This is a genomic window from Haloprofundus salilacus (assembly GCF_020150815.1).
Lineage (GTDB): Archaea > Halobacteriota > Halobacteria > Halobacteriales > Haloferacaceae > Haloprofundus > Haloprofundus salilacus.
Window position 1 is genome coordinate 38,280 of sequence record NZ_CP083724.1, and the last position, 24,956, is coordinate 63,235.

At 58.1% G+C, this 24,956-nt stretch carries 26 protein-coding genes and 3 pseudogenes; 16 read left to right on the forward strand and 13 right to left on the reverse strand.

Going from position 1 to position 24,956, the window contains the following annotated elements; translation table 11 throughout:
- Window positions 1-49: 49 nt before the first annotated feature.
- The 4 genes and pseudogenes from LAQ58_RS16915 to LAQ58_RS16930 form a co-directional block, all read left to right on the forward strand.
- A pseudogene (locus LAQ58_RS16915) lies at window positions 50-316 on the forward strand (RNA-guided endonuclease InsQ/TnpB family protein); the annotation flags it as partial.
- Window positions 317-529: 213 nt separating this feature from the next.
- On the forward strand, window positions 530-877 hold the full coding sequence (locus LAQ58_RS16920) for a helix-turn-helix domain-containing protein (RefSeq protein ID WP_224450439.1): 348 nt from the start codon (window positions 530-532) through the stop codon (window positions 875-877).
- Between the two features lies 1 nt (window position 878).
- Window positions 879-1,277, forward strand: a complete 399-nt coding sequence (locus LAQ58_RS16925; protein ID WP_224450440.1) for a DUF7521 family protein — start codon at window positions 879-881, stop codon at window positions 1,275-1,277.
- Window positions 1,274-1,585 (forward strand): DUF7521 family protein, encoded by a 312-nt coding sequence (locus tag LAQ58_RS16930; RefSeq protein WP_224450441.1) that lies wholly within the window; start codon window positions 1,274-1,276, stop codon window positions 1,583-1,585. The genes LAQ58_RS16925 and LAQ58_RS16930 overlap by 4 nt, the downstream gene beginning before the upstream one ends.
- A 14-nt stretch (window positions 1,586-1,599) precedes the next feature.
- Here LAQ58_RS16930 and LAQ58_RS16935 read toward each other — a convergent pair whose 3' ends face one another.
- Window positions 1,600-2,367, reverse strand: a complete 768-nt coding sequence (locus tag LAQ58_RS16935) for a sensor domain-containing protein (protein WP_224450442.1) — start codon at window positions 2,365-2,367, stop codon at window positions 1,600-1,602.
- Window positions 2,368-2,591: 224 nt separating this feature from the next.
- Between LAQ58_RS16935 and LAQ58_RS16940 the strand changes: the two genes are divergently transcribed.
- From LAQ58_RS16940 to LAQ58_RS16955, 4 genes are all read left to right on the forward strand, one after another.
- On the forward strand, window positions 2,592-3,179 hold the full coding sequence (locus LAQ58_RS16940) for a halocyanin domain-containing protein (protein ID WP_224450443.1): 588 nt from the start codon (window positions 2,592-2,594) through the stop codon (window positions 3,177-3,179).
- Complete coding sequence (locus LAQ58_RS16945; RefSeq protein ID WP_224450444.1) at window positions 3,176-3,838, forward strand: hypothetical protein; 663 nt, start codon at window positions 3,176-3,178, stop codon at window positions 3,836-3,838. The genes LAQ58_RS16940 and LAQ58_RS16945 overlap by 4 nt, the downstream gene beginning before the upstream one ends.
- Before the next feature lie 1,089 nt (window positions 3,839-4,927).
- A complete protein-coding gene (locus LAQ58_RS16950; RefSeq protein WP_224450614.1) occupies window positions 4,928-5,686 on the forward strand; it encodes a zinc ribbon domain-containing protein in 759 nt (252 codons plus the stop codon).
- A 141-nt stretch (window positions 5,687-5,827) separates the two neighbouring features.
- Window positions 5,828-7,066, forward strand: a complete 1,239-nt coding sequence (locus LAQ58_RS16955; protein ID WP_224450445.1) for an ABC transporter substrate-binding protein — start codon at window positions 5,828-5,830, stop codon at window positions 7,064-7,066.
- 89 nt (window positions 7,067-7,155) lie between these two features.
- Here the strand turns inward: LAQ58_RS16955 and LAQ58_RS16960 are convergent, their stop codons facing one another.
- From LAQ58_RS16960 to LAQ58_RS16975, 4 genes are all read right to left on the reverse strand, one after another.
- Window positions 7,156-7,956: an ABC transporter ATP-binding protein gene (locus tag LAQ58_RS16960; RefSeq protein WP_224450446.1), complete on the reverse strand. Its 801-nt coding sequence runs from the start codon at window positions 7,954-7,956 to the stop codon at window positions 7,156-7,158.
- Entirely contained in the window at window positions 7,953-8,810 is an 858-nt protein-coding gene (locus LAQ58_RS16965; protein WP_224450447.1) for an ABC transporter ATP-binding protein, read from the reverse strand. Before LAQ58_RS16965 ends, LAQ58_RS16960 begins: the two co-directional genes overlap by 4 nt.
- Window positions 8,807-10,153, reverse strand: a complete 1,347-nt coding sequence (locus LAQ58_RS16970; RefSeq protein WP_224450448.1) for a branched-chain amino acid ABC transporter permease — start codon at window positions 10,151-10,153, stop codon at window positions 8,807-8,809. The genes LAQ58_RS16965 and LAQ58_RS16970 overlap by 4 nt, the downstream gene beginning before the upstream one ends.
- 64 nt (window positions 10,154-10,217) lie before the next feature.
- Window positions 10,218-11,321, reverse strand: a complete 1,104-nt coding sequence (locus tag LAQ58_RS16975) for a branched-chain amino acid ABC transporter permease (RefSeq protein ID WP_425490739.1) — start codon at window positions 11,319-11,321, stop codon at window positions 10,218-10,220.
- Between the two features lie 417 nt (window positions 11,322-11,738).
- On the opposite strand from LAQ58_RS16975, the gene LAQ58_RS16980 reads away from it, so the two are divergent.
- Both LAQ58_RS16980 and LAQ58_RS16985 read left to right on the forward strand, forming a co-directional pair.
- Window positions 11,739-12,518, forward strand: a complete 780-nt coding sequence (locus LAQ58_RS16980; protein WP_224450449.1) for a phage NrS-1 polymerase family protein — start codon at window positions 11,739-11,741, stop codon at window positions 12,516-12,518.
- A 62-nt stretch (window positions 12,519-12,580) separates the two neighbouring features.
- Window positions 12,581-13,108, forward strand: a complete 528-nt coding sequence (locus tag LAQ58_RS16985; RefSeq protein WP_224450450.1) for a DUF7342 family protein — start codon at window positions 12,581-12,583, stop codon at window positions 13,106-13,108.
- Window positions 13,109-13,438: 330 nt separating this feature from the next.
- Here the strand turns inward: LAQ58_RS16985 and LAQ58_RS16990 are convergent, their stop codons facing one another.
- The 3 genes from LAQ58_RS16990 to LAQ58_RS17000 all read right to left on the reverse strand — a co-directional run bounded on the left by LAQ58_RS16990 (window position 13,439) and on the right by LAQ58_RS17000 (window position 15,755).
- Window positions 13,439-14,017, reverse strand: coding sequence for a hypothetical protein (locus LAQ58_RS16990; protein ID WP_224450451.1), 579 nt, complete (start codon window positions 14,015-14,017; stop codon window positions 13,439-13,441).
- Window positions 14,018-14,621: 604 nt separating this feature from the next.
- Entirely contained in the window at window positions 14,622-15,182 is a 561-nt protein-coding gene (locus LAQ58_RS16995) for a hypothetical protein (protein ID WP_224450452.1), read from the reverse strand.
- A gap of 33 nt (window positions 15,183-15,215) precedes the next feature.
- Complete coding sequence (locus LAQ58_RS17000) at window positions 15,216-15,755, reverse strand: hypothetical protein (protein WP_224450453.1); 540 nt, start codon at window positions 15,753-15,755, stop codon at window positions 15,216-15,218.
- 47 nt (window positions 15,756-15,802) lie between these two features.
- Here LAQ58_RS17000 and LAQ58_RS17005 point away from each other — a divergent pair.
- Window positions 15,803-16,048: pseudogene (locus LAQ58_RS17005) on the forward strand (zinc ribbon domain-containing protein); the annotation flags it as partial.
- Here the strand turns inward: LAQ58_RS17005 and LAQ58_RS17010 are convergent.
- From LAQ58_RS17010 to LAQ58_RS17025, 4 genes are all read right to left on the reverse strand, one after another.
- On the reverse strand, window positions 16,040-16,444 hold the full coding sequence (locus tag LAQ58_RS17010; RefSeq protein ID WP_224450454.1) for a putative quinol monooxygenase: 405 nt from the start codon (window positions 16,442-16,444) through the stop codon (window positions 16,040-16,042). The pseudogene LAQ58_RS17005 and the gene LAQ58_RS17010 overlap by 9 nt on opposite strands.
- Window positions 16,445-16,772: 328 nt before the next feature.
- Window positions 16,773-17,726 (reverse strand): sulfite exporter TauE/SafE family protein, encoded by a 954-nt coding sequence (locus LAQ58_RS17015; protein WP_224450616.1) that lies wholly within the window; start codon window positions 17,724-17,726, stop codon window positions 16,773-16,775.
- Window positions 17,727-17,755: 29 nt separating this feature from the next.
- Window positions 17,756-17,905, reverse strand: a complete 150-nt coding sequence (locus tag LAQ58_RS19160; protein ID WP_425490745.1) for a DUF7512 family protein — start codon at window positions 17,903-17,905, stop codon at window positions 17,756-17,758.
- 85 nt (window positions 17,906-17,990) lie between these two features.
- A complete protein-coding gene (locus LAQ58_RS17025) occupies window positions 17,991-19,424 on the reverse strand; it encodes an FAD-binding oxidoreductase (protein ID WP_224450456.1) in 1,434 nt (477 codons plus the stop codon).
- Window positions 19,425-19,573: 149 nt separating this feature from the next.
- Here LAQ58_RS17025 and LAQ58_RS17030 point away from each other — a divergent pair, with 149 nt between their 5' ends.
- The 3 genes from LAQ58_RS17030 (at window position 19,574) to LAQ58_RS17040 (ending at window position 22,654) form a co-directional block, all read left to right on the forward strand.
- Complete coding sequence (locus LAQ58_RS17030) at window positions 19,574-20,476, forward strand: helix-turn-helix transcriptional regulator (protein WP_425490740.1); 903 nt, start codon at window positions 19,574-19,576, stop codon at window positions 20,474-20,476.
- Window positions 20,477-20,755: 279 nt separating this feature from the next.
- Complete coding sequence (locus tag LAQ58_RS17035; protein WP_224450458.1) at window positions 20,756-21,589, forward strand: alpha/beta fold hydrolase; 834 nt, start codon at window positions 20,756-20,758, stop codon at window positions 21,587-21,589.
- Between the two features lie 204 nt (window positions 21,590-21,793).
- The gene (locus LAQ58_RS17040; RefSeq protein ID WP_224450459.1) at window positions 21,794-22,654 is read left to right on the forward strand and encodes an NmrA/HSCARG family protein; all 861 of its coding nucleotides are present in this window, start codon (window positions 21,794-21,796) and stop codon (window positions 22,652-22,654) included.
- 190 nt (window positions 22,655-22,844) lie between these two features.
- Here LAQ58_RS17040 and LAQ58_RS17045 read toward each other — a convergent pair whose 3' ends face one another.
- Window positions 22,845-23,471, reverse strand: a complete 627-nt coding sequence (locus LAQ58_RS17045; protein ID WP_224450460.1) for a helix-turn-helix domain-containing protein — start codon at window positions 23,469-23,471, stop codon at window positions 22,845-22,847.
- A 177-nt stretch (window positions 23,472-23,648) separates the two neighbouring features.
- Between LAQ58_RS17045 and LAQ58_RS17050 the strand changes: the two genes are divergently transcribed.
- Complete coding sequence (locus LAQ58_RS17050; RefSeq protein ID WP_224450461.1) at window positions 23,649-24,017, forward strand: DoxX family protein; 369 nt, start codon at window positions 23,649-23,651, stop codon at window positions 24,015-24,017.
- 458 nt (window positions 24,018-24,475) lie between these two features.
- Window positions 24,476-24,850 (forward strand): annotated as a pseudogene (locus LAQ58_RS19165) (PAS domain-containing protein); the annotation flags it as partial.
- Between the last annotated feature and the right edge of the window lie 106 nt (window positions 24,851-24,956).

Here is a 24,956-nt window from a genome sequence, read left to right on the forward strand (position 1 = left end):
CCAAAGACCGGTTCCTCCACTGTGCGAACACCACCGCAGAGTGGGCGTGGAGACAAATCGGCGGTCAAAACACCAGTTCGTGTGTCAAAAGTACGAGTACGAACTGAATGCGGATTACAACGCGAGCAAGAACATTGCTCGCAAACTCTTGAAGAGACTCCACTCGGGGCAGACGTCTTCGAGTGGAGGCGCACCCTGTCAGTGTGCGCTGACGTCAGGGACGCTGAACCTGAACGGCGAGTTCTACGCCTACTCCGTAACGGAGGCCGAAGGGGAGTCCACTGACAAGCCCACAACTTCAGTCGTGGGTTACTGACACCTTCGAACGAGTCGTCCATCGGCCTGGGTATCACGTCGCCTCCCTCCTGCGATATCCTGGATGGGTATACGTCGAACACCCATAGTTGCTCGACCAGCGACCGAGGCTGTTCTTTTAAGTACCTTCTCCGGACAGATACGAATACATGGCAGAACCGCGCGGGGCAACTGAACGGAGTTCCTCGTACCTCCACATCAGGTTTGCCCTTGAATGACGGATGGCAGCGATGTCCGGGCAGTTAGTGCCCTCCTCGAAGACGAGTACGCCCATGCGATCCTCATCCAGACGAGCAGACGGGAGATGTCCGCGCCCGAACTGAGCGAGGCGTGTGACGCCTCCGTCTCAACCATCTATCGCCGAATCGAGCGACTTCAGGAGTACGACCTGCTCGACGAACGCCTCCAACTCGATCGAGACGGCCATCACTACAACACGTACAAAGCACGACTCGAGCGAATCGAAATAGAGCTCACAGACGGAGAGTTCGAGATCGAAGTCACGTATCGGGAAGAAACCGCCGCCGACCGGTTTACCGATCTCTTCGAGGGATTACGCTAAGATGTGGTCGCTCAGCCTTCTCCAGACGTCGACGGGCGGCTCACCGGTTATCGTCGCACTCACCCTCCTCGGCCTGCTCGCAACGGTGCTTCTCTCCCTAGCCGTCGCCTATCTCGTGGTTCGCGGTTACAGGCGGAACCGAGACCGTGCTCGGCTGTTCCTCGCAATCGGGCTTCTCTTCCTCACTACCGGCCCAATCGTTCTCCAGTTCGTCCTCACGAATGTCACCACGCTGTCGCCGGGTATCCGGTCGGCTACTGCTAACGCGAGCAAGCTCGTCGGCCTCGCGTCGATACTCTACGCCATCTACGGTGGTACGCGACCACCGAAGAACCAACCCTCCAGCCATGACGAGGGGCGAGAACACGATCCTTCCCGGTCGGACGAGGTGGACTCATGATTCCAGTACTACTGGGAGTCGCGGCCGCTGTTGGGTCGGATAGTAGTCTGATAGCTGGCTTCGCAGCAGTGACTGCGATAGCGGGCTTCTTCGTCGCGACATTGGCTTTCCGTGGTTACCAACGAAACGCAAGTCGCCCGATGTTGTATCTCGCGCTTGGCATCGTCCTGCTCACTACCGTCCCTGTCAGCGTGGATTACGCCCTACAGGGAGTGACGGCTGCAACCGACGCGGAGATTCTTCTCGCCGTCACGGCTACGCATCTCGCCGGGATACTCGCAATTCTCTACGCTCTCACACGAGCGTAGGCGCCCGGTGGGTGTTACCGTCGAGCGAACGGATACCAGGTCGGCGTCGTCCAGTAGCGTGGTGTCGTCAGCATTCGCTGTGCGTACTGGCCCCATAGTTGGGCGGCGACGTTGCTGAACAGGAGCGTCACGAACAGCAGACTAACCCCAAGCGCGGCGACGAGCACCGCACCGAAGAGTGAGCCGATCTGCCACGAACCGAGTTGGAACGTCGTCGTGAGCCCGATGAGAAGGGAGTCCCACCCAAACAGGATGTCGAGTGTGACGTCCGTGGTGGGAATCGGTCCATACGCAGTAACTGGTGCCTCCGTGTAATAGAAGGGGGCGAGCAGAAAGCTCATCGATGTAGCTCCCGCAGACGCGAGGAGGCCAAACACGAGGGTAGCATAGACGAACTCCGAAAGGAGATACACGATTGATTTCCACGTCTGGAGGGCGGTGACGAGTCGTTTGGTCCGCGTCCAGAGTGATCCGTCAGTTTTCGCGGTAGACGCTGGTGTCTCAACGCCGAGTAGGCTTTGAACCAGACGTCGTTCGAGTCTCGCCAGCTCGATAGCAAGCACGAAGAACGCCAAGACGATTGGAACCCCGATGCCGAGGGGAATCAGGGACACACCAGTTAGAAACCCCACCGTCAGCAGCATGAAATAGCAGTTCCCCAGTGGAAACATCAAGACGAGATACACGAGGTTTCGGTACGTCTGGGGCTGAAGTGGTGTGCGGAGAACCGTATCGACTGGTGAGCCCGGTTCAGCGTCGTTCGAAGTCAGTGGAGTCGTCATTGTCTTGATCTCGGGGTTGGGCGGCGAATCTCTCTGGCTATAGAACCCTGGTGGTCTTAATCAGCGGGGTGGTAACCGACGTATCGATGAGCATCTAGGGGTAACTGCGAGCTACGCTGTCACGATACTCAGCAGTGTCTCATCCTCTATATATGCCTTGTGCACAAACGCTGTTCTGGCAGTTGTGCTATCCGCTCTATGGGTGGTCCGCGCTCAGGTGATGTATGGACAAGCGTACGACCTCCAAGCATAACAACTCGAACCAGGTCACAGACTCTCCGCCGGGACAGCCATCTGCTGACCGACCGACTGACCACTCTATTCACCGTACTGCATGTGATCGACGTCGATTCCTCAGTGCGGCGGGTAGCCTCGCACTCGTCGGTCTGCTCGGAGGTTGTACGAATACCGCAAACGACGGAGACTCCGGGTCGAATGGAGAAAGTGACCCAGCGAGCGTCGACGACTGGCTTTCGAATACCGGGAACTACGAGGGCGTCGTAGACACAACGGATGTGGATTCGGTGACCATCGAAGTCGGTGCTCGAGGGAATAACGGCGCAAACGCGTTCGCGCCAGCTGCGATCGAGATCTCTCCCGGAACGACGGTGACGTGGGAGTGGGTCGACGGCTATCACAACGTCGTCGCCACGGAGGGGCAGTTCGATAGCGGTGAGGTCGAACAGAACGCGACCTTCGAACACACGTTCGATACGACTGGGACGGTGTACTACTACTGCGAGCCGCATCGCTCGATGGCCATGAAAGGTGCAATCGTCGTCTCAGATGGCGCCAGTGGGGGTTCGCCATGACCTCTGGTGACTCTGAAACGCTCGCACAGAACGCGGGAACTCCCGCGTGGTGGACGCCGCGACGGAGAAAACTCGCGGGACTCTGTGGTCTCGTCGGTGGCGTCGGTGGCCTCCTCGTGAGCCTCGCGGGATTCGGTCTCGTTGGTTTTTCACTCGACGACACCGGAATCGGACTCACATCCAGGACTGTCATCATCTTCCTTCCCCTCTTGCATATCTTGTTAGCAGTCAGCCTGTTTGCGGCCGACGCGAGCTACGGTTCCAGTTACGGTCGTCGTGGCCGCACCGTCGCTCGATTGCTCGTACTGTCTTTATGTGGCGAAGCAGTCACCATTCTCGTCCTCATGATGGGGCCGTCCATGCTCGGCGGACTGCTGATTCCCATCGGGATTCTTCACGCCGCGATATACATGGCAATACGCCTCTTCGGGAGTCTCTACGGGCTCAGTCTCCGACGACACGAGAGTTCGAGTCGGTTGACTGTGGGCCTGTTCATCGTCCTCTTTCCGTCGATATTCGTCCTTGCACCGCTCACCCAAATCGGCTTTCCGAGCGCGTTCATCGGTGCACCGCTCGACCTGGCGTTCATCGCGCTCAGCTACGAACTCTGGACGACCGACACGGACGCGATCGGTAGCGAAAATTCGGTGATAGGATGACTGGTTTACTACTTAGTGCGCTATCCCGATCTGTACATCGTCCATCGAGGACAATCAGTCCGATCGTCTCGCCGGTAAGCGGCTGTGATCGTTGGCACGGCTTCCGGGAGTGAAGCCATCGCCAGTGAGGCTATCGGGGCTGAGGTTACCGATCACGTCGCCGTGACGGAATCGACAGAACAGCTGGTTGAGGAGCTCTTGGACTGAACCGAACGAGCAGTTCGGTCCGCACATCGGACAGCTATCCAGTGAGAGCGCGCTCGGCAGTTCGCTGCAATCTTTAACGACTCGCGGGTTCCACGTATACTGTATCGACAATCCTCGGAACTCGCCTAGGCGGCACTGCGGCACAAGAGCATCGAAACGACGCACCAGTCGTATTCGCACATCGTAGCGAGTGAGGTAAGCGAAGACGTCGGGATATCCTCGGTGATAAATGAACCAGCCACATTTGGCTGTTCTACCGACCAGCACAACCACGATCGACGTCTCGTACGCCGAATCGAAAAGTGAATCATAACCCGAAGAGAAGCAATAACGAGCACGTCGGGTCTCTCCTTAGAGTTCCGCGAGATAGGCACGACCTTCCTGACTAATTCGGTAGATTCCTTGGTCTTCGTTGTAGTATTCAACTAATTCGACTTCGAGCAGTTTTACTAGCTTGACGATGAGACATTGGGGGTTCTACTTCGACAAGACGCTCTTGACGATGCTGAAGACTTAGTAGAGATGGGTGTGAGTCGTTCCAGAGTTAAGGAACTAGCTCGTGGAGGCTTCCGAATCAAAAAGCACCTCACTGGTATCAAGATCATTCGGAATTCACCCTATACGGTAAAAGATCGCGACGATGTCGGTGAAATCTTAGCAGTAAAAACAGTACTCCTGAAACACCTCAACCCTGGCGATGAAATCTCACCCCCATCTCCTCAGAAAGGAGTCGATATTGTGTTCGAGAATGGGGCTACGAAAGTTCTGCTCTGATGCACTAGAATTCGGAGTACGCCCAGTCATCTATCGGAACTAAATTCAACCGGTCACCCATTTCTGCTCATAAAGGTGACACCTGACGGAATCTCCGAACGCCTCTCGATGCCGACCGTCGATGGTATCCTTACATCGTATCCTATCCATAAGTACGAGCGCGTCAATAACAAGATTCGACACAAGCGAGAGCAGTTAGTCCACGAGGTGGCGAACCAAACTCTTGCGCTCGCCTTCGTGTACAACGTTGATGCGATTGTTCACGAAGACCTGCGAAGCCTCAGTCCGCCTCGGGGTGAAGGGCAGTTGTCGTGGGAACTCTCGTCGTGTGCACGTCGTGAGATCATCGAGAAAATCGAGTACCGGGCGGACATCGCCGGATTGCACGTGAAGCGGGTGCATCCGGGCAATACGTCACGCTCCTGTCCTCGGTGTGGTTCGACAGGCCACACTACGAAGTCCCCTGATCACTCCTTTGAAGTGTGGTGGGGCGGACACTTCCGCTGTGAGAACGCTCGATGTGGCTACCAAGCTGACCGAGACTATGTTGGCGCGGTGAACGTGGCTCGCGTGTTCTTCAGCGACTCGGCTTCACTGGAACACGATTTTATGTCTTCCTATACGGGGGACTGTGAAATCGTGCCAGCTGACCGTTCCGCTGGCCCGCGTCTCGCGTTCGGTAACGCTCCTGTAGCGTATCTCGGACAGTCGGATGAAGATGTGACTGCTGGTGGTGGGTCGTGCTTGATAGCGCCCGCTGTCACCCCGACAGAGACGAAAAACAACAGTAGCAACACTGCATCAAGCCCAGCGATGTTTGGAGTGACCAGTTTTAACCGAGTCACTACCAATTGCTACCGAAAATAGGAACGGTCGCCGCATCGATTAGTGATATGCCGTTTCTCAGCTTTTGAATATCCCGATTGGAGTATTGTACTCAACCCCGGGAGATCATGTACAATTCTTGAGATAAAGTTATGCATTCGAGCATCGTTACTAGTTCCTGCTATGCTACATGGTACCACTCGTCGGGATTTCCTTGTCGGTGCCGGGACGGCAGCGATTGGCCTCACCGGTGCTACAGGAACCGTCAGCGGGCAGCAGCAACAACAGCAGATCAGGGTTGGCGTCCTCCTCCCAGTGACCGGCGATCTGGCGTCAGTCGGCGTTCCGATGCGCAACGCCGCCTTGTTACCGGAAAGGCAGTTGAACAACGCAGACACCGACTATCAGATCGTCACCCAGGCCGAGGACACGCAGACTGACCCACAGGCCGGAATCAGTGCGGCACAGGCGCTCGTCGATGCCGGGTTTCCGGCGATCACCGGCGCAGCCTCCTCGGAAGTGACTATCCAAGTCGCGTTGAACGCCCTCGTTCCGAACCAGGTCGTCGGGTGCTCACCTGCGAGCACGTCACCGGAGATCACGGGGCTTCGAGACAACGGCTTCATCTGGCGGACATGTCCAAGTGACGTAATCCAGGGTCGGGTGTTGGCCCAGATTGCCACCAATCGGGTGAACATCTCGTCGGTGTCGGTTATGTACGTCAACAACTCGTACGGGCAATCGCTCGCGAACAGCTTCGTGCAGTCGTTCAATGGTGAGGTTCCGGCACAGGTCGCCTTCGAGCAGGCGCAATCGTCGTACGCCGCACAGCTGCAGGAGGCGATGGCGAGCCAACCTGAAGGGTTACTCGTCATCGCTTACCCCGAAAGTGGTAATCAGCTGTTCCGAGACTACTACTCGAGTTACAGTCGTCAGACCCAAATCCTCGTAACTGACGGGCTCCGTGACCCCGCCCTACCCGGAAACGTCGGGCAACCCCTGACGAACGTTATCGGAACGGCCCCCGCGGCCGCGGGACCAGCCCGGCAGTTCTTCGCCCAGCAGTTCCGGAACGCGTACGGCTCTGAGCCGGGTGTGTTTACCGCTCAGGCGTACGACGCCACCGCGCTACTCATCCTCGCTAACATCGCCGGTGGAGCGCGGAACGCCGGGCCCGCCGTCCGGGACAACTTACAGACAATCGCGAACCCGCCGGGACAGAACATCGGACCAGAGAACCTCGCCGATGCGGTGACGCTGGTCACCGACGGGCAGGAGGTCAACTACCAGGGCGCATCGAGCAGCGTCTCGTTCGCCGACACCGGCGACATCACCACGGCTACATACGAGATCTTCACCTTCACCGAGAACGGACAGCTCAGACAACTCGATGTCGTCGAGTTCCAAATCGATCAGGGCTAGGGCGGAAAACACCCACCAAAATCTTCGGTCGGTGCGCCGAGATTCCGGGGTGGACCAGTTACAGTTACTACGACCTGTCGTGACGCTTCTCAGCCGCCGAGGAACTCCCGGCGAACCTGCTCGTTGACGAGTAACGCTTCGCCGGTGTCGCTGAAGCGGTTCTGCCCGTTGACGAGGACGTAGCCGCGGTCGGAGCGGCGCAGCGCCTCCTTGGCGTTCTGTTCGACCACGAGAACGGCCGTGCCGGCCGCGTTGATCGCATCGATGCTGTCGAACATCTCGTCGACGAGATCGGGTGCGAGGCCGGCCGAGGGCTCATCCAAGAGCAGTAATTTTGGGTCCAGCATGAGCGCCCGTCCCATCGCGAGCATCTGTTGTTGTCCACCAGACAAGTTCGCTGCGCGCTGTGACTGGCGCTCTTCCAGCACCGGAAAGCGGTCGAACACGTCCCGGAGCGCGTCCTGGGGCACCTCATCGAGGATGTACGCCCCCATCTCGAGGTTCTCTCGGACCGTCAGCGATGAGAACACGTTGTCCGTCTGGGGAACGTAGCTGATTCCGCGTCGAATCACCGCTTCGGGCGGGAGACCGTTGATCGCCTCGCTGTCGAAAGTGATCGTCCCGCCCATGTAGGTGGTAAGCCCAAAGACCGACTTCAACACCGTCGACTTACCGGCCCCGTTCGGGCCGACGACGGCGACGTACTCGCCGTCAGTCATAGAGAGATCGATGTCGTTGAGGATCTGCAGGTCCCCGTACCCCGCATCGAGACTCTCGATGACGAGCAGGCCATCCCCCTCACGGTCGATTGTGCGCTGGCCGTCGACACTCTGGTTTCGGCTGTCGGCGTGGAGGTGGTCGTCGGTGGGGTGAGTCCTGTTCGAGTTCATACGTTCGCCCCCAGATACGCGTCGATCACACGCTCGTCCTCCATGATCACTGCAGGTGTGTCGTCCGCAATGATTCGCCCCTGGTGCATCACGATGACGCGCTCGCAGTTTTTCATGATCACGTCCATGTCGTGCTCGACGAGCAGGAACGTGTACCCCTGCTCACGGAGGTCGTGGATTCTATCGAGCAATTTCTGCTCCAGCACAGGGTTCACGCCAGCGAGCGGTTCGTCCAACAGGAGCACCTCTGGATCGGTCTGTAGCGCCCGCGCCAACTCGAGCAGCTTCCGCTGGCCGCCGGAGAGGTTACCGGCGTACTCATCGGCGAGGTGATCGATCTCGAAGAACTCGAGCGTCTCCCACGCACGGTCGCGGAGGCCACGCTCCTGTTCGACGACCGCTTGTCGAGCTCCCGGCAGCACCGCCCGCCAGAGCTTTTCGCCGCGCTGGCCCTTTGGCGCGAGCATCATGTTCTCCAAGACTGTCATCTCTGAGAGTTCACGGGCGATCTGGAACGTGCGGACGAGCCCGCGATTGGCGATCTCGTACGGCCGCATCCCGGTGATCTCCTCGTCGTAGAGGTAGACTGTCCCACCGTCCGGGCGGTGGATACCCGTGATGCAGTCGAACGTCGTCGACTTGCCCGCGCCGTTCGGTCCGATGAGCCCCGTGAGCGACCCAGCCGCTACGTCGAAGCTCGCGTTATCGACTGCGACGAGCCCGCCGAACTGCTTCACCAGGTTCTTCACTTGAAGCGGATGATCCGCGGGCGTCTCCTGATCCAGTGCCTGGCTCGGCTCCTCGACGGTCGCCTCTTGGTCGACGGTCGTCCGCTCCGCATCTGGCTCGTTCATCGGCTCTCACCACCGTTCGAATCCGACGGCGATCGTTTCTCATCGGTCCTCGCGGCCGGCGACGATGACTGAGAGAGGTCGACGCTAGCTGCAATCTCCTTGCGGTGGCCGAGTAGCCCCTTGGGCCTGCGTTGCATGAAGTAGACGAGGACCAGTCCCACGAGTACGAACCGGAGGAAGGCGATGTTCGACATCGAGTATGCGAGCAACGGGGTGATGTTGAAGGAGGCGAGCGGAGCGACGGCAGCGACGAACGTATTCGGTGCATCACCGAGTGCGACCGTCTGTTCGACGACGCGTCGGACGAACGTCGGTCCCTCGAACAGGAGACCGACGAACAGCGCGCCACCGATTACGCTGCCGGTGTTCGATCCCGACCCGCCAATGATGAGCGTGATGAAGATGTAGAACGTCAGAATCGGCAAGAAGCTGCTCGGGCTGGTGTACGCCTGACTCCCCTGCCAGAGGATTCCACCGAGACCCATGAGCGCGCAACCGAGCATGAACGCCTTGATCTTGAATAGACCGGTGTTCTTCCCGAGCGCGCTCGTGACGAGTTCGTCCTCTCGGATGGCCTTCAGCACCCGACCGAAGGGAGAGTTACCAACGCGGGTGAGGATCAGGTAGAACAACCCTACGAACGCGACGAGTACGAGCGTGTACGCCCAGTCAACGATGGTCGTATACTCCACACCGAGGGTCCGGAAGAGGCCGAACACCGCCTCTCCGAACGGAGTCGGCGGCGACGCCGGACTCGCCGGATTGCTGTAGAACAGCCAGTAAATCGGATTCCTCGGAAGCGGCATCCCCTGAGAGCCTCCGGTGCCCAGGTTGACGCCCTCAACCGAGAACGACTGCAGGGTCGTCGAATTGTACGTGAGGCGGATTATCTCCGACAGTGCGAGCGTGACAATCGCGAGGTAGTCGGCCTTTAGTCGGAGCGCAGGCAACGCCGCGAGCGCACCAACTAGCGCCGCCGCGAGCATCCCACCGACGATGCCGACGGCGAGGGGCTGTCCGAGGCCAGGAATCCCCCCGGGTGGGGGGTTCACGGGGGCGGTGAGAATCGCCATCGTGTAGACGCCGACGGCCATGAAACCGGCCACACCGATGTTGAACAGGCCGGCGTAGCCCCACTGGAGGTTAAGCGCGAGTGCCAACAGCGCGTAGACCGCTGCGAAGAAGGTGATCCGCTGGAGAGTGCTCGCTAGTCCGTCGGCATCGAGTCCGAGGGCCACACCGAGCAGCGTGAATCCAACGTACAGTCCGAGGAAAACGACGAGAATCAATCCGACGTCGCCACCGGGCAGCCGATTCGATCGGCGTTCGGTCTGGCTGCTCATTGAAGACCACCTCGTGTATCACGCCTGAATGGTCGGCTGTGTCCGTTTCGAGAATCGTACACGGTCATGCGGTGGTCACCCCGCTGAAGAGCCCTGCCGGTTTCGTCAGGAGGATTATGATCATCACGCCGAAGGCGGCGGCGTAGGTGAACTCAGAGGGGAGCCAAATCAACGACATTGTACTCGAGATACCGATAGTGAGCCCCCCGAGGATTGCCCCGTAAACCGAACCGATTCCGCCGAGAATGACCGCCGCGAAGATCAACAGGAGCAGCGTCCACCCGTAGTCGAACGAAATCGTCCCGGTCTCAAGCACGACGAGGAAACCAGCGGCACCCGTCAGTCCCCCGCCGACGATCCAGGTCGAGCGGATTACCCGCTCTGTTGGGATGCCCGTGATGAGCGCGAGTTCGGTGTTGTCGGCCATCGCCCGCATCGCCTTGCCGAGTTTCGTTCGCGAAAGCAACAGGTGAACGCCGCCCATCATCGCGAGGGCAGCAGTCACCAAGGTGAGTTCGTGGCTACTGACGATGAGGTTTATCCCGGGCACGGTGTACGTCGACAGCATCCCGCCGGTGATCCCCGTACGGCTCGTCCCGAAAACGAACGCGATGAGATATCGAAGCATGAGCGCGACACCGATACTCGCGATGAGCAAGGCAATCGCGCCCTGACCCCGCATGGGTCGATAGACGATGCGATCGATTACGAGTGAGAGCACGATACCGAACGTGACCGCGACAACGAATCCGACGAGAACCGCGATCGGCGTCGAGATGACGCTCGCGCCGACGGTACCCGCACTTGCACCACCGCTGACGCCCAGTAGGAACAGATCGCCAGCGCTGACCGTACCGGATCCGGCGACGAGATACGCCGCTATCCAGCCGGCGAAGGCGCCGCTCGTGAGATAGTCGCCGTGGGCAAAGTTCGCGAAGTTCAGGATACTGTACGTCATCGAGAGTCCGATTCCGGCGAGTCCGATCACGAGGCCGATGATGATTCCGTCTTTGAGAAAGAGAGAAAGCGTCAGGGCCGTCACCTCTCCTCTCGACATCAGCGAGGCTAAATCGAGAACTAATGCTACGACGACCACCCAAACGATGATATCGATCCACCGTCCGGTGATGTACCGCTTCCCTCGTGCGTACTGGTCTGCTGTTCCCATTGTTACCACCCCACAAAGAGAGGTGTCGTGGAGCGACAAATATATTCGCTCAAACAGGAATTCTAATTCCACGTATTGTCCTTTCTCATAGCGGTGAGAGTCATGTGACACGACCAATATACCAATAAATTTACCAATGGCCGAGGAGGTATCGCAGAACTGTCCTGGCGGAGCAACGTCGGGTCAGAGACGACCGGCCACAGAAGTGGACGGCGAGAGCGACCTCTGAGACTGCGGGTACGAGCCGAGCGTGAACTCTCCTCCAGCACTGGCGTCACACTCACAGCACCGACGGCACGCTCGCGTTTCTTGTGAGAAACCAGACGTTGAGCTCCCCTCAAGTGTCATCCGGAACGGCGAGTTGGTTCGACGGCGCGTTCGCCGCCCCAAACGCATCCGCCGGCGATTCTTTTCACAGTGACAGGCAAGTACGTGGGTGGCACGCCGTTGGAGGTGAAGTGGCGGCAGGATGCCTTAGCGGGAATTCATCGGGAGTATATTTCGGATGTGAGTGAGTCGCAATCACAGAACGGCCCTAAGACTGTAACTGACACTGAGACTGAAAGTTCAGTGAAACGAGGTGGGCTTTCGGATTCAGAAGTGATTGAGAAGGCAGTGGGGGCGTCGAATGGCGCGAAGTTCGAGCGACTCTGGAATGGGAATACAAGCGGCTACGACAGCAATTCGGAGGCGGATATGGCGTTGTCTTGTTTGTTGGCGTTTTGGAGTGGGGGCAATAAGGCTCAGATGGATCGGCTCTTCCGACGGTCAGGCTTACTACGTGGGAAATGGGATGACGTCCATTACGCGGATGGGTCGACGTATGGAGAGAAGACGATAGAGCGAGCAGTACAGACGACGTCTGAGTTCTATACGCCGTCGCAGAAAGAGACGACTAAGTCTGTCTCAGAGCCATCGGAGTCATCTACTGCTTCTGAAAGCCACAGTGACGCGTACCTAACTGAGAAGAATCGATTGTTGGCAGAGCGTGTGAAGACACTGGAGACGCGTATCAAGCGGAAAGAAAAGCGGATTGAGTGGCTTGAAGCGGAGGTCCAGCGACTGGAGTCGAAGCTCTCAGACGACGATACTGAGTCAGTGAGCCAAGAGGAGAGTCGAGAGGCGAGTAACGATGGGGAATCGGAGTCAGCGTCGTTGAGGGGGCGGACGAAGCGACTCTTTGGAAGTGGAGAGTAACTCTAACACAGATATTTGAGCTAGAGACAACATATGTGTGTTTGGGTCGCGAAGATGAGTCTATGACCGAGGAGAGACCGTCTGAAGATGGGGCACGTGGGCAGTGGCAGAAGAATCGGACGACGTTTCAGCGTGTCTACGACGTCCTCGTTGGGACGTACGAATCTGGGTCTGCGAAAGAGTTCGCTGAGTGGGCAGATTGTTCGGAGAATGGTGCTCGAGAAGCGCTCTCGCAACTCGTCGAAATGGGGATTGCAGAGAAAACTGACACGCGGCCTGCTGGCTACAGGCGAAATCCGTCGTACTTTCGGTGGAAGCGCATCGAAGAACTCGCTGGTGAATACAGCGCCAGTGAGTTGCGGCGTCGGGTTGACGAACTAATTGAGGAAGACCGCCAATTCCAAGATGAATATGGTGTTCCAAGCCCAGATGCAGTCGTCGAACCCGACGATGTAGAGGCTGATCATGAGTCGGTGCATGAGCGGTGGGATGATTTGAGTGAGTGGCGGACGGTTCGTCGTGACATTTCGGTGTTGAAGCAGGCGGTTCAGCGAGCCGAATCGACGCATGACGACCGGGCGCGAGCATAACATGGGCGACCGATCTGAAGGTCCGAGCGGGCCACTTGATGTGACAACATTGGAGTTGCTGGCGCAGCGAGCCGCAACCCATCCGCTGGTTTGTGCGTGGGAGTTTCGACCCGACTTGCTCTCACCGCGTGTGCTTGAACTCCAGATTGATTCTGAACAGTATCCGGCGTCAGTCACTAACGTGCGGCTTGATATCCGGTGGTTCGAAGGCAGTGCGTATTCACTAGTCCCTCCGTCGCACAGCTACTCGGTTTCTGGCTCTGTTGAAACCCTCAGTTATTGATAATTCGCTGAAGCCGTGCTGAATACAGTGCGCGAATGCAGCACGACCTACGGTACACGCCCGGCAGCAAAGGTGATTGCTATCGCGACACCGACCAGTAGCGTGAAGATACCGCCCCTAGCCACCTCCCGTCGAGACATATTTACACCCACGTACGGGAATCGATCGGACCACGTTCCGTACACTTGGACGACTTGCGTGATGCCGACGAGCAGGGTTCCACCCACGCCGACAAAGCCGCCGAGAAACGCTACGAACCAGAGTGTGGTGAACGGATCTCGAAAACCCAACGCAATTCCTGCGACGATTGCCGTGAGCCAGGGTGACATGAGCAAGAGCGCACAGCTAAGTGCGACGAGGCGCTGCGTCCACGAAAGACGAAGTACCCGATTTCGGTGAAGTACCGACTGATTCGAAAGGGCGAGTCCGAGGACAACCAGCGCGAGCCCAAACTGAACGGTCGACCAGTCGTACAACTCCGCCGAAACGGCATCTAGCGGGACCGTCTCTAACTGTGGTGTCAGGGGAAAGAGCTGCTGAGCGTAAACTAAGGAAAGTTGGTAGCCGACGAAAACGAGCGGCAGTTGAATTTCGTTTGGATACTGGTTCACGAGCGACCGAATCATATTCGGTCGTTGAAGAGAGGTATTAAATAACCTCTGGCCTCCGACGGATGGCTGGTCTTCCTTGATACTCTAAGTCGAAGTTTCAGGTCATATCTCAACGGCCAGGATGAGAGTCACAATGGAGATTTTCAATACGTTTGTTAGCACTCGCCCCGATGAATACATCCTCTGGGCCTTGTTTTGACGCGGTGAAGTTCGTCCTCTACGGCCTTTTGCCAACCGACAAAATGGGTGAGAGAGGATCTCTCGGATGGATTCTGATCACCCAACAGAGCCACCAACCGACGCTATCTAGAGCGTCTAAACAAGGCTCATCCTCTGTATTCAGCAGGCCGTTTGTGTCACCTCCAGAGTATTTTCAGCAGAGCTCAGTTTCTTGCAGTAGCGCTCGTACGGTACGCCCGCTCGCCGTCTCCGGCGGCCGGCCGCAGTGGTCGCAGTTCATTGCCGCTCGGCTTGTTCGTCCCAACGCTTCTTATCCAACCATTTCGAAAGTTCGTCCCGTTCGGCCGTCTCGCCCTCGAGCGCCTCGTACTCGGCTTCCGCACGGTCGAGAAGCGTCTGTTCAATGTCGGGGTCCGTAGAACCCGTGGTCGTTCACCGTTCAATTGACCGCTTTGGATAACTCAGCGCCGGCTTTGAATTTCACGTCGTTCGAGAGGGCAGCAGCCTCAACGAGATGGAATACCGGAGCGTCTAACGCCATCATGACACTCGTACCGGTCACTTTCCCTCTATCTACATCCGCATTGTCGCCAGTTTGAGTCCGTGACACGTCCGATTTCGCTCTATAGTAGTCGTACCCCTTCTCACTCCCGGATGACGTCCGGAGTGCTTCCGGGAGGTAGTCGGCGTCCGGGTCGTGCACCCCACTGAACACCATCGTTCCATATCGACTGCGAGCACGTGAGAGTCGACGGCTGATGAGGTCACCGTACCCGTCACCGTCGACGTCGCCAGCGGAAACACCAACGACCTCCGTCGGGCCCTCACTGATTAGGAGGGTCAGTGTATTCTCGTAGAGTGCACCGTCGTCGATCAGCCAGCCACCGGTGTAGAGGTACTGATTGTCGTGCTTGCACCGCCGGGCGTAGAACAACGAGGGCATCGGGCACGGACAATCCGCCGGCGTCGCCAGCACGGGGCAGACGAGCGTCGGCGTCACGGCGACGCCGTCTTCTACTGTTTCTTCACCCCACTAGTCGAGGGAATCGGGTGAGTATGCGACGCCATCGTACAGCTTCGGTGTCGCCTTGTCCTCCGCGACATACAGCATCTCTTCGGCACCGTCGGTATCCGGTGGTACACCCGTGACGCAGACGCCGCCGCGCGTCGCGAAGGCGGCGACGCCTCGGCTGCCTTTGTAGGCCTGTTCGTCGAGCCGCGCGGAAAGGAGATTTCGGCACGCAATGTGTCGGTGTATTCCGACAGCCCCGTCTCGTTCGCTCCCTTCGCACCGGTCGCTGCTCCGCTCGCCGGTGAAGTAGTTTATCAGCCGTCTCGGTGTGAGTTCGTCGGCCAGCGCACCACGGTCGCCCGGCAGACGAGCGTCGGGCAGACAGACGGTGAACCGCTCCCCGATGGTCGGCTCGTCGTCGAGGTACTCGTACAGCGCCTCGACTTCGTCAGGAACGCCGTCACCGTCGTCGTCCGCGTCGTCTATCCAGTCTGGGGCCTGTATCGTAGCTCTGTTGCTCCGCGAGTTGTTGTAGTTGGCACGGGCTTCTTCCAACCGCACGATATCACCTTCGACGATCTCCCGTACCTCTCCGAGTAGTCTGTCCGACTCGCAACGACTTCCGGTGTGTGAAGTGCGGGTCTGAAGCGAACGCGGATTATAACGCGGCGAAGAACTTCGGGATGCGGTATGTCCGTCGAGGTCAACAGTCGTCTCGGCGGACGGGCAACAGTCAGCTTGCCCTAAAGTCTGGAACGGTGACCCCGAGTGGCGGATTTACCGCCCACCCGGAAGGGTTCGAGGCCGAGTTCATGGACAAGCCCCACCCTCAACGAGCGAACTCGTCAGGGTGAGGTCGGTGACTTGTCCGGATCGCGATTGACGCCTCGGTGAAGTTCGTGGACCGACACGCGTCCACTTCCCAACTCCGACGCTTTGTCTTTCAGCCGCTGGATGAGACTCTCGTTTATGTGGCCATACACGTCGATGGTTTCGAGGTCGATGAACTCGCCGATTGGAGGGAACTTCGGGCCCCCAACCTGCATGTGAAACTCCAATGAGGCTTGATCGGCGTGCATGTGCATCACGGTCATCCGATCCTCGTCGGCGCTGAAGTAGACATCGTACGCCAGTATCTCCGGCTCGTTGGCCTCGACGAACTCCACTAACTCCGCCATCGCCGGTTTGAGTTCCTCCAACTTCCCGTCACGCACCACGGACCGGTCGATGTACACGATGAAGTCAGTCATCTCGCCCCCTGCGTTTGACGCTGCAACCGCGTTGTACCGCTTCCGTGTTGGTCGTTAATGGTGTTGTCAAAGGATCACTCCCGTCGCTGCACCCAGCACAACAGAACGGCCTTGAGTACCGAGACGGCGGAGCAGGCGCTACTATTCGCTACGTCGCGTATCACGTTAGCTGTTACCGTGTACAAAGTGGCGGAGGGAACCTCGGATACGTTCGACCAAATCACATCCGCTACCGCCGAAACGGATTTAGAGAAATCATGAGGTTCAGAAGATAGTCTACTGTTCGGACTTCGACCGTTCCTCCCGAACTATTCCGGTAGTTGGTGGGTCAGTAGCGATCCACGCTCTCGATTTCACTGAGTGCAGCAATCGACGTGCGGACGATCGTACCACTGACCAAGACTACGGTTCCAAAGATGAGGACTGTACTCACGGTTTCAAGCATCTCAACGCCGTACACAATACTCACCTGCTTACTTGCGGTGGCGACACCCCCCGAGAGCAGCATCACTGCGAAGTAACCCTTGATGTCAGTCTCGTTTACCAGCCGCGTCGCACTCACACCGATGCGAGCGCCGAGCGCGCTCCCGCCGAGTAACGCGGCGACAACGGGAATATTGACGGCGTTCGACTGGGCGTAGACGAACGCACCGAACGCACCGGAAACCGAGATCTGGAGGATGCTGGTCCCAGCAGCGATTGCAATAGGAACGCCGAACCCGTAGACCATGACGGGGAGCAGAAGAAATCCCCCACCGACGCCGAGACATCCAGAGAGAATGCCGATGGCCGACCCAACGACAAGGATAACCCACACCGAGACGGTCGCACCGCCAGGTAGCGACACCATCGGTGGGAGCTTGATGGCATGAACCTTGGTAGCGACTCGGCCCGTTCTCGCATCTGTACCGTCAGTGCGGGCATCTCGGAGGACAGAGAGGCCGACGGCACCAAGAAGTCCGACGTACACTACGCTGATGACGGCGTCAGCGCTGCCGAGATCCGCAAGCAAGAACACGACCCGAGTGCCGACCTCGATACCGAACGTCATTCCGAGAATCATCACCGCCGCCAGTGTGTAGCTGACCTGGCCGTGATCGAGGTGTCTGAGCGCACCGATGACACTGGTGCCGAAGACGAACGCGAGTCCGCTCCCAACGGCCACCGGTGCCGGATATCCGACCACCAACAGTGCTGGCGTCACGAGGAACGACCCGCCCATCCCGAAGAAGCCGAAGAGAATGCCGATGAGCAGGCCGAATCCGACGAAGAGACCGATCATCGAGATACCGAGGCCAAGAAGTTCCACGGTCAGGTGCTCACGAGTATTTTACGGGCGGCCGGGCTAGCAATCCGCACCAGCGCCCCGTATCCGACGTACAACACGAGTGCCTCCGCCAGAACGAAACCAACCGTGGCAGCAGCCTGTCCGGACTCACTGAACACGGGAGCGACTAACAGGAGGCTCAGCGACACCGCTAGTAGACTCATCAGCACGATCCAGCCTGTCGATACCTGCCAGACTGCCGTACATTCGGTGTCTAGATCACTCATGGCATTCCCTGCCGTCGGCTTGAGCGTTTTCGGACGGTGTGATATTCTGATTGAGGCGGAACAGGTTTGTCGGATCGTACTCGTCCTTTAGCGCGATTAACCGCTTGTACTTCGGTCCGAACGTGGACCGCATCATGTCGTCGCCCTCTTCGAGGAATCCCGGGAAGTTCAGGTATACCGAGCCATCCGAGAACTGGCGCATGTCGTCGAGACAGTCGCGCACCCACTCGACGTTGGCGTCGTCGTCCTCCGGGCGTTCCCAGTTCGCTTCGACGCCCAGCAGGAAGGGCGCGTGTCGCCCCGCGAACGCACTGTCCTCGACGCCAACCTGGGCGATTGCGCCACCCAACTGCCAGACATCCACTGTCGAGAGCGGTGAAGGTGCCACATCGGACCAGTAGACGATTCGATCGATGGCGGACTCCGATAGGCCGTCGAGGTACAGCGACTTCCAGTAGTAGCGCATCCCGGCGGGGTAATCCTCGTCGAAGAGTTGCTGAAACTCTACGTACGGCATCGGCCCGCTGAAGTCGGCGATCGGCTCAGCGATTTCTCGCAAGGGTGCCAGTGCGCGTTCGCCGTCGGCGACCGAGCCCGCGTAACAGCCCGCGATTGCGATCTTGAGTTCGTCCACCGTGTCCGCCGGGAAGATTTCCTCGTCGGGAATCACACCTGACAAGGTGAGCAAGCTAACTTCCGGGGGCGCATCCGCGACGTAGTCGAGGTAGGCTTCCAACACCTCGACCATCCGGTCACCCGAATAGAACACGAGGCAAATCGCCACGTCCGTGCCGACCGGGTGGAGGTCGAACTCGAAGTCGGTGACCACCCCGAAATTTCCGCCGCCGCCACGGAGTCCCCAGAATAGGACCGGGTTCTCGTCCTCGCTGGCAGTCAGGTAATCGCCGTCCGCCGTGACCAGATTTACGGATGCGAGGTTGTCACAGGTCAAGCCGTACTTGCAGCGGAGATGACCGATGCCTCCACCGAGCGTCAGTCCGGCGACCCCCGTCTCTGAGACGGCCCCACCAGGCGTTGCCAGCCCGAAGGCCTGGGTTTCGTGGTCCACGTCTGCCCACGTGGCACCGGCCTGGACCCACGCTGTCCGTGCATCAGGGTCTACCCGTACACTTCGCATCTCGGAGAGATCGATGACGAGTCCGTCGTCGCAGACAGCGGTTCCGGCGACGTTGTGGCCACCGCCACGTACCGCGACCAGGAGATCATTCTCTCGCGCGGAATCAACCGCGCTGATGACATCTTTGACGCCTCGACATCGGGCAATCAGGGCCGGACGCTTGTCGATTATCCCGTTCCACACCAAGCGCGCATTGTCGTAGTCAGCGTCACCGACACGAATCAGATCGCCGTGGAATTCTGCTTCGAACTGTTCGAGTTGCTCGGCGGAGATAGCTTGTTGTGCCATACAGAAGTGGACGACAGCGCGGGTGTTGGACTCACCCATCGAATAGGGTTCGGTGTCAAGAGTACCGTTTCAGGCAGTGAGACGAATTCCGGAGCGCGTACGGGATAGAGTTACTATCAATGACAGCCTCTATCTAGGGAGTGAGTCACATGGGGCCTAACCAAGACGACCGATTGGATGACGATGGCCGTCCGCCACCTGGCTCGCCGGTCCTGGAAGCGATCCTGGAAAACGAACGGAACCGCCGCTATCTCGGCGAGCGTCTGGACGCCGCGGGCGGTCGCGTCGATACGGGCCTGCTTTGCGACATCGTCCGGCACGGCCCGGTCCTCGAAGTACTGTTGGAGGAACCGCTTGATCGCCGGGAAATCGAAGCGTTCCTTGACGTCTCGCGGGCGACGAGTCACCGCTACACGCAGTGGCTCGACGAGCAGGGATTCGTTGAGAAGGTCGATGGCCGATTTCAGTTAACCTGGCGCGGCGCAGCCATCGCCGAGGAGGTCCTCCGGTTCGAGGCGAACGTGCGGACCGCACACAGAATGACGCCGCTTCTGGATGCGGTCTGTGAGGATCACCGGGACTTCGTCCTCGAACCGTTCGTGGACGCAACGATCACCGTCGCGGAACCGGACGATCCCTACAAGCCGATCGAGCGATTCATCGCGCTTGTCAGCGAATCAGACACCTTCCGGGGATTCAATACAACGCACATGGCTCCGCTGATTCTCGGTGGGTTTCACCAGCAAGTGTTCGAGGAAACCGACACCGAGATCGTCTACCTCCCGAACATCGTGGAGAAACTCTTCGAGACGTACCCCGAACGTGCACAAGAAGCGATCGATAGTGGACACCTGACCCTCCGGACGCGTGATGAACTGCCGTACGGTCTCGCTCTCTTCGACGAACGCGTCGGGATCGGAGGCTACGACGAAACCACAGGTCTCATGCAGGTGTTCGTCGATACGGATGCACCGATCGCATGGGAATGGGCTGAGCGCGTCTATGCGTCAGTGAGAGCCGATTCCAATCCACTCGACGAGAAGCCAGACTGAGTCGGTGATACGGACTCGATGTGACGGAAACACTTGACGAACATCTCCGTCATATCACAAGGGCTGCTCTGAAATTCCTACAATCAGAGACGTGATTTGATGCACCCAGCGAAGTAGATAACGTGACTACCATTCTCTCGTTGATACCTGCATTTAGTACGCATTTTGTCCACCGACTGCTCGACTCAAGGCGGGTCGTGCTTCCCGTTCAGACCGTGGGGATTTTTCACGAGATGACTCTATGTGATTGAGTCTCATAGAGGGCGGGGGTGAACCACCATGGCAGAAGCAACACCACCAGACACGAGTAGAGACATGGGAACAGTCACGTCCGCAGACGGGACTAAGATTGCCTTCAAACAGACGGGGAGCGGGCCACCGCTCGTGCTCGTCCATGGAGGTGTCTGTGACCACAGGTTCTGGGAGTTATCCGATGTTCGTGCCACCTTCGCGGACTACTGCACGGTCTATGCGATAGATTGTCGTGGTGTCGGTGAGAGCGGTGACGCCGACGAGTACAACTTGGAACGGGAGTTTGAGGATGTGGCTGCGGTCGTCGAGACGATCAACGAACCTGTAACCCTCCTTGGGCACTCATCGGGAGCACTCTTATCGCTTGAGGCGGCCCTGCGAACCGATAACCTACACAAACTCATCCTGTACGAGCCTCCCATTACGTTCGATGATCAGGAACTCTACTCCGATGAGGTGCTCGCAGAAATGAAACGGCTGCTGGACAACGGTGAAAACGAGCAGGTGCTTGTCCTGTTCCTCCAAGAAATCGCCCAATCCACGCCGGAGGAAATCGACGCGCAACGCTCAGCCCCGGACTGGCAGGACCTCGTGGACGCGGCGCACGTCTGGCCCCGTAGCTTAGCAGCGGTCGGCGAGTACGAGTTCGATGCAGCCCGGTTCGCTGATATGACGACGCCAACGTTGCTGTTGTCCGGTAGCGAGAGCCCTCCACTCTTGAAAGATGCGACGGATCCGGTCAACGACGTGCTCCCAAACAGCCGGATCGTTACCTTCGATGGGCACGCACACGAGGCGATGCTCACCGGGCCGGACCGCTTCCTCGAAGAGGTACTTGCATTCATCCGTGAAGAAAACTAACGACTGGTGATTGGTTACACTATCATTTTCCGGCGTCCGTTCAATGCGCAGTCGTACGCAACGGCTGATACAGATATTCAACTCCGGATAGAGCACTCTCAAGCGCGAGCCAGAAGGCGAGCAGTAGGGTGGGGTAGTTCACTCGCCACAGGATATGACCCGTAAGGGATGGGAATTTTGCCTGTCGAGTCTGGTCGTATATGTATGAGTGATTCAGTTCTCGTTATCGGAGCCACCGGGACACAGGGAGGGGCGGTTGCCAATCATCTTCTGGAAAATCAAGTCACCGTCTACGCGCTGTCGCGCAATCCCGAGAGTGATGCAGCGCGCTCGCTCGAAGAGAACGGTGCAGAGGTCATCGAGGGGAATCTCACCGAGACCGATGCACTCGAGGCAGCCATGGAAGCGGTGGATGGAGTCTTCTGTGTCACCAATTTCTGGGAACACGGCTACGAGATCGAAGTTCAACACGGCAAGAACGCTGTCGATGCCGCTGTCAACGCCGAGGTTGACCACTTCGTGTTCAGTTCCGTCGGTGGAGCCGAACGCGACACTGGAATCTCTCACTTCGACTCCAAGTGGGAAATCGAACAGTACCTCGAGGAATCTGGCCTGAACGCGACCGTCGTCCGCCCCGTGTTCTTCATGCAAAATCTGGAAGCCAATCGCGAGGATATCATGCAAGGGACGCTTGCGCTCGCGATGGAACGACATGTCCCGTTGCAGATGCTCGACGTCGACGACCTCGGAGCGTTTGTTGTCAAGGTGTTCGCTGACCCTGAGCGTTACATCGGTGAGACGTTTGAACTGGCGAGCGACGAACTCACACTTACTGCAACAGCGATCCGAATGGCCGACGTTACTGGTGTCGACGTGACTGCCCAACACGTCGCGCCTGCCGACCTAGAAGAGATGATGGAGCAAGGAGGAGAAGAGTATCGTGTGATGTTTGAGTGGTTCAACGAGCATGGCTATGAGTCGCCAATCGACAAGCTCCAGGCCGACCACGGGCTCTCCTTCTCCCGGCTAACGGCGTATCTCGAACGGGCCGGCTGGAATCAATAACTGAGGTCCCACTGTCGTCAGCAGCACCTCTACGAACTACCAAGGTTCAGTCAAAAACGCCATGCGAAATACAGAGAATGCATTCAGCAACGTGGTATCTACAAGCGGTGTAGCTCTCGAAGAATTCGTCATCGATTGTCCTGTGACAACCGGATGAGCCAAGGAGCGATTCATCTACCTCTGTCGCCGCCTACAAGATGAACTCCTTGATAATCCGACCTTCAGCTCGATGGAGGACACCACTAACCGCCGATTGATTGACCCCCAATGTTTCTGCAAGTTCAACGAGCGTACAGCCGCGAGGGCTGTCGTAATAGCCCCGTTCAATCGCTTCAGTGATGACCTCCCGTTGGCGCTCGGTCAGAACTCCGTTCGAGTCATATGATTGGGTTAACGACAGTATCTCGTACGGAATGTGAGCCGCCGCTAACTCGGTAGTTAACTCCGACAACTGCGCCTGTGAGGTAGTTTGTTCACCGGATGCCCACCCGTCTCGGATGATGATAGGAAATCGCGGAAGGATCCCCATCGAACGCCTCGCCTCATACGTTGACGGCATCGGGAACACCAACTGGATCAGTACCATCCCGTCGTCGGAATGGAGCACTTCGTACGAGCGCACCTCCGGTGCGTCGTCGAACCGGCGAACGATAGCGTCCCCATCCGATGTCGTTACTTCGATCAGTTCGAGCACGCCATCGTCTACGGGCTGGCTCGTCAGGATCTTGAACTCGGCGTCCGAGAAGTCGGTCGAGACACCAGCCAGCCAGTTGTCGTCGTCTGCCCCGATCTCGACCTTCAGGTGTACACGGACCATACCACCGGAGTTGGCCGGCGAGTAGCTTAACAGACTTCCTAGCGGCTTAAAAAGGTGAATATATTCACGGGGAAATCCGTAGTCTCAACAAGCGTAGCAGACCCATGCCTCTCGTCGGAGACAGGGATGGAACGTTATGAATGAACACCCGTTCGAATCGCGTAAGAATAGTAGACTATGAGCACAATTGTAACGGCCATCCCCCTCGTGCAAGGGCTGCTCGGACTCATCATGCTGGCTGCGGGCATTGCGAAGCTAATCGGCATTGACCTGGTGGTAGAGGATTTCGACCGGTACGGCTATCCAGCGTGGTTCCGATTCGTTACTGGTGGCATCGAGGCTTTTGGAGGTCTCGGCTTGCTCGTCGGTCTCGTGTTCGCGCCAATTCTCGCTGTTCTCGGCGGACTGTTAATCGTCGCCACGATGGCCGGGGCCATCCTGACACATCTCTTCCGGGTCGACGATCCGCTCTGGAGATTTGTCGGGCCAGCGATCTATCTCACCGCCGGACTCCTCGTGACGAGATTCCACCTGCTGTCGTTCTAGCCATCGAAGTACGAGCAGCAGTACTTGCCCCGGTTTCGGTAGGGATGGGAGTCGTAGGCACGATTCAAGTGGGATGGTCGCCCTCAATAACTATGCGGGCGTAGATATCGGTGGGTTCGTTATGGCTTCGGATACAAGATACGCGTCCTGTAGTCAGCACAGTCGCTGAAAGCTATTCAAATACTGGCAGAAGCGACGTGCTGACTACAGAGAGTGTATCGATCATCTTGCTTTGGCAGTTTGACTCCAGTGATGGCCACCCCCGAAAGGGGCTCAGACGGGAAACCAGACTCCAAAATCGTTGAATAGAATTCTCAGTAGGTTTGGGCAGAGAGCGAGACCCCCTCTTTAACTTCGGAAGAGGGATCAGACAGGCACCTCTTGTTGTTTGTTCGAGGACTGATCTTGGAACTGGTAGAGTCACAATAGACTTATCCAATGTAGCCCATCACAATGGCATGAGCGATTTAGGGGACATTACAGAAGATGACTATTTATCAGACCCCTATTTCGTCGAAGGAATCGTCGAGACCAATCCGGTCGGAATTGCGGTCGTCGATGCCGACGGGACCGTGTCGTTCGCCAATGAGCGTGCAGAGGAGATCTACGGGCGTTCCCGCCAGGAGATCTCAGACTTCTCTCACGACGACCCACGCTGGGATCTCGTCGACAGGGAGGGCGATCCGCTCGCGGACGGAGAGGCTCCCTTCGACTACGTCGTCGCCGAGGAGAAGGAAATTCACAACCAAGTCCTCGGCCTCCGACGCCCCAGCGGGGAACGCGTCTGGCTGTCGGTGAACGGCGCTCCGCAGTGGAGCGAGGACGGCGAGCTGGCCGGAGCCGTCTTCGCTTTCGAGGACATCACCGAGCAACGGCAGCGCGAGCAGGAGCTTCAGAAGAAAGAGCGGCGCTATCAGGCTGTCTTCGAGGATCCAAACA